We start from the raw sequence: 4,118 nt of genomic DNA on the forward strand, positions 1-4,118 counted from the left end.
TCTCTCCCGCGAAGTCCGCCGTGATCCCGTCTCTGCGCTCGATGGCGGCCCCGATGGCATGGACATCATCCGCCGCTTTTTAAAGGAAGCCCCCACCCACCTCATCCCCGGCGGCATGGTCGCGCTAGAGGTCGGCCATGATCAGGGCCAAACCGTCGCCGACATCGCCAGCCAGCATGGCTTTACCGGAGTGCGCCTGCTTGCCGACCTTGCAGGCATTGAGCGCTTCGTCCTCGGCACCCATCCGGGAATCCCGAAGGTGGCAGAGCCCGTCACAGAACCTGAATCCGCGCCGTAATTGGCAGGTGATCACTCACGCCGGTGAGCTTTTCGCGGTCAAAGTTTTTCGGGCGACCCCGCGCATCCGCCGCCGGAGCTTGGGAAAAAATCGCCACGCTCGCCGGATCAAACTTCAATCCCTGCGTGCCATAAACGAGCCCGCGTGTGAGGATGAATTGATCGAGCAGATTCATCGAGTTCGTCGCCGCGGAGAAGTAGTGCGTGCCGCGATCCTGCACAGCCAGCAGCGCCCACATCGGGTTAAAAAGATGCGCTGAGGTTTTCAGATACTTCTCCGCACTCGGCGGCTTCCCACCCGCGCTGCCTTTTACTTCTTCCTCCACATGATCGAGGTCTTTCGAGGCCTGGAGATAGTCCAGCATGCTGCGGCTGTAGGGCTCGTCATTGAAGTCACCCATCAGCAGCACGTTGCGATTCCACCGCGTGTTGAGCTGCTCCATCGTCAGCGGCGGATTCGCCGTCATGAATTCCTGCTTCGAATACTTCAGGTAGGCATCCACCAGCCGCCCCGCGTGCTCCGCCGCCGTGAGCCGCAGCGGCTCCGTTTCATACTGACCGTTCTTCCGCGAGGGCCAGTGATTCACCAGTACGATCAGCTCCGGCGTCGTGCCGCTGCCCTTGAGTTTCAGCCGCACTTCAAAGATGTCTCTCGTGGCATAGCGCAGATGGATCGTATGCCCCTCCATGTCCGACTTCGCTGGTTTGCGGAAGACTTTGTCCGAGTACACCAGCGTGCAGTCGATGCCCCGGATGTCTTTGCTGTCGATGTGCGCCACTTGCAGATCCGTGCGCCCCATCGCTTTGATCAGATCCTTCATCACATGCACGTTTTCCACCTCGCACAGCCCGAGTAAATCCGGCCCCGTGCCGCCGTGCAGCGCATTCAGCACAGCGGCGAGATTGGCGACCTTGGCGTCATAGGCCTGCTGCGTCCAGCCATGCTCCGGCGTGAACTCCAGATCAGTGGCGAGTTCAGACGCGGTGGTATCAAAGAGGTTCCCCACATTCCAGAAGGCGATTTTGATCTCACTCATGGCTGGAAGTCTAGCGAGACGACTTTCACTTTGGAAGATCTCATTTGTGACAGTCTGGAAATGCCCAGCCGTGATTTAGAATTTGCCGCAGATTCATGGGGGCGAGCTCTTTTCCAACTCATGCAATCCGTGGTCGTGTGACCTCTGCGCCGATGGGACGCAGCTTGACGCTGGAGCCTCTGCCACGCATAGACTGGGCACAACGCATGAAGATTCTCGCCGCTATGTCTGGAGGGGTGGATAGCAGCCTAGCGACGGCGCTGCTGGTCCGGGAGGGGCATGACGTGACCGGGGCTTACATGAAGAACTGGATCAATGAGGAGGGGATCATCGGTCACTGTCCCTGGGAGCAGGATATCACGGACGCGCGGGCGGTGGCGGAGCAGCTCGGCATTGAGTTCCAGGTGGTGAATCTGATGCAGGAGTACCGTGAGCGGGTGGTTAAGTATCTGCTGGAGGGCTACCAGGCCGGGATCACGCCGAACCCGGACGTGATGTGCAATCGAGAGATGAAGTTCGGCGTGCTCTGGGATTGGGCGCGGGAGCGCGGTTTCGAGGCGATCGCCACGGGGCACTATGCGCAGAAGGGGTTCGCGGTTCGCGGTTCTCAGTTCGCAGTTTCAGACAACGGAGAACCGGGAACCGAGAACAGGGAACCCGCCATTTATCGCGGGGCGGACACGAACAAGGACCAGACGTACTTTTTGGCGATGATGCAGCCGGAGCAGGTGCGGATCGCGATGTTTCCCATCGGCCATCTTTTGAAACCGGAGCTGCGGGAGCAGGCGCGGGCGCTGGGACTGGCGACGGCGGACAAGAAGGACAGCCAGGGCATCTGCTTCATCGGCGAGGTGAAGATGGAGGACTTCCTGCGCAATTTCGTGCCAGACTCACCGGGTCCCATCGTGGATCTGACGGGCAGGGTGATGGGCGAGCACAAGGGGCTGCACCTTTATACGTTAGGGCAGCGGAAGGGGATCGGCGTGGCGAGTCCTCTGCACAAGCAGGCTTACGTGGTGGTGGCGAAGCGTGCGGAGCGGAACGAGCTGGTGATCGCCATCGAGCAGGCGGACACGCCGCTGCTGTGGGCTCGGCGATGCACGCTGTCGGGTGTTTCGACGACGGGCGCGCCTTTGACGGAGATGCGGACGCTGAATGCGCAGCCACGCTATCGCTGCCCGGCGGGGCTGGCGGAATATGTGCCGCTGGGCGATGGGCGGGCGTCGCTAATTTATCATGAGCCGCAGCGTGCGCTGACGCCGGGGCAGATCTGCGCGCTGTATGAGGGCGACCGGCTGCTGGGTGGTGCTTTTTTCGAATCCATCTCGTATGACTGAGCCTCGAATTGCGTTGACCTACTCCTCCATGAAACCCCTCCTCTCTGTTCTTCTCGCCCTGGCCGTGCTTCCTGCCTTCGCCGGTGATTTTGTGTCCCTCTTTGATGGTCAGTCCATCGCTGGCTGGCATGCGCCCGATGGTAAAAAGCCCGGTGCTGGCTGGAGCGTGACGGATGGAACCCTGCACCTGAATGGCACTCCCGGCGGGATGCTGCTGAGCGACAAGGAGTACACGAATTTCGAGCTGGAGTGGGAATGGAAAGTCGAGTCAGGCGGCAACAACGGCGTGAAGTATTGGGTCACGAAGGTCGGCGGGAAGGAGTGGCTCGGCATCGAATACCAGATGATCGATGACAAGAAGCATCCCGACGGCATGAAGGGTGGCAGCCACACGACGGGCTCCATTTATGACATCAAGGAGCCTGCTGCCGACAAGCCGCTGAAGGCTCCAGGTGAGTGGAACACGAGCCGGGTGGTGGTGAAGGACGGGAAGATCGAGCACTACCTGAACGGGGTGCTTGTTTGCGCGGCCGACACGAAATCAGAAGACTGGACGACGCGGATCGCGGCCAGCAAGTTTAAGAACAAGGTCGGCTTTGCGCCTGGACACGGGCACATCATGATCACGGATCACGGGGATGAGACGTGGTATCGGAACATCCGCGTGCGGGAGCTGTAAAAGGCGGGGAAAACTCCCCTGACGAAGGTGCGGGCTGCAATGCCCGCATCACTTTAGCTCTCAGGATACACGGCGACGGCCATGACGCCTTCGCTGGGCAGCCAGCCGACAACTTCGACGCGGCGTGGCGCGGTGGCCGAGGCGGCTTTTTCGGTGCCCATGCCCTGACGGACGGCATCGATGACTTTCTTCTGGGTATCAGCATTCACATTGCTGCCGAAGAGATCGGCGAGCTTTGCCAAAACGGGCGCGGGGGCGGACATGCCGACGACTGTGACGGGCTGGCGGCTTTGACCGCTGGCGACGATGTGCTCGCGCATCATTTCGGGTGAGATCCCGGAAGGCATGAGGATGAGGCGACGCAGGCGTGCGACGGTAGGCGCGTTCACTTGCGGTTGAGGCAGGACGGCGGCCGTCGTGGTCGTGACGGGCGGTTTGATCGACTTCGACGGCTTTAAAAAGCGGCTGGTCGTGCTCCCTGAATCCATCATGACCGGCATCTCCGGCCCGGCGACGGGCAGGGGCAGCAGGTTGTCTTGCGCAAAAGCGCAGACGCTGCTGAGGCTCAAAAAGAGCAGGCTGGTGATTCGGGGGGAGGGAAATATCACGGAAAAGGGCGCTGGTTGTAACAGGCCGCCCCTTTCCCGACAACATTATTTTTTAGCTTGGGCGGTTGGCATGATCCTCAGCCTGCTGGCGGAGATGATCCGGGCACGCGGATGTTCCTTCCTGGGTGTTTCCGTTGTTGCCATTCCTGGCTCGGATCAT

4 protein-coding genes and 1 pseudogene are annotated in these 4,118 nt (G+C 60.6%); 3 read left to right on the forward strand and 2 right to left on the reverse strand.

From position 1 onward, the window contains the following. Positions 1 to 298 (forward strand): annotated as a pseudogene (locus tag AC6FTP_RS25865) (peptide chain release factor N(5)-glutamine methyltransferase); the annotation flags it as partial. On the opposite strand, the gene AC6FTP_RS25870 reads toward AC6FTP_RS25865, so the two are convergent. Continuing rightward, positions 273 to 1,334 carry an endonuclease/exonuclease/phosphatase family protein gene (locus tag AC6FTP_RS25870; protein WP_497209784.1) on the reverse strand — a complete coding sequence of 354 codons (1,062 nt, stop codon included), beginning with the start codon at positions 1,332 to 1,334 and terminating at the stop codon, positions 273 to 275. The pseudogene AC6FTP_RS25865 and the gene AC6FTP_RS25870 sit on opposite strands and share 26 nt — an antisense overlap. A gap of 206 nt (positions 1,335 to 1,540) precedes the next feature. Here AC6FTP_RS25870 and mnmA point away from each other — a divergent pair, with 206 nt between their 5' ends. Further along, positions 1,541 to 2,671, forward strand: coding sequence for a tRNA 2-thiouridine(34) synthase MnmA (mnmA, locus tag AC6FTP_RS25875; protein WP_497209785.1), 1,131 nt, complete (start codon positions 1,541 to 1,543; stop codon positions 2,669 to 2,671). Positions 2,672 to 2,699: 28 nt separating this feature from the next. Then, positions 2,700 to 3,350, forward strand: a complete 651-nt coding sequence (locus AC6FTP_RS25880; protein ID WP_497209786.1) for a 3-keto-disaccharide hydrolase — start codon at positions 2,700 to 2,702, stop codon at positions 3,348 to 3,350. A 53-nt stretch (positions 3,351 to 3,403) separates the two neighbouring features. Here the strand turns inward: AC6FTP_RS25880 and AC6FTP_RS25885 are convergent, their stop codons facing one another. Then, positions 3,404 to 3,958: a hypothetical protein gene (locus AC6FTP_RS25885; protein ID WP_497209787.1), complete on the reverse strand. Its 555-nt coding sequence runs from the start codon at positions 3,956 to 3,958 to the stop codon at positions 3,404 to 3,406. Positions 3,959 to 4,118 lie beyond the last annotated feature (160 nt).

The organism is Prosthecobacter sp. (assembly GCF_044378005.1).
Lineage (GTDB): Bacteria > Verrucomicrobiota > Verrucomicrobiia > Verrucomicrobiales > Verrucomicrobiaceae > Prosthecobacter.

What these genes read in the sequence shown, in the direction of transcription:
- mnmA (WP_497209785.1), top strand. Translation starts at nt 1,541, where the DNA reads ATGAAGATTCTCGCCGCTATGTCTGGAGGGGTGGATAGCAGCCTAGCG.
- AC6FTP_RS25880 (WP_497209786.1), top strand. Translation starts at nt 2,700, where the DNA reads ATGAAACCCCTCCTCTCTGTTCTTCTCGCCCTGGCCGTGCTTCCTGCC.
- AC6FTP_RS25870 (WP_497209784.1), bottom strand. Translation starts at nt 1,334, where the DNA reads ATGAGTGAGATCAAAATCGCCTTCTGGAATGTGGGGAACCTCTTTGAT.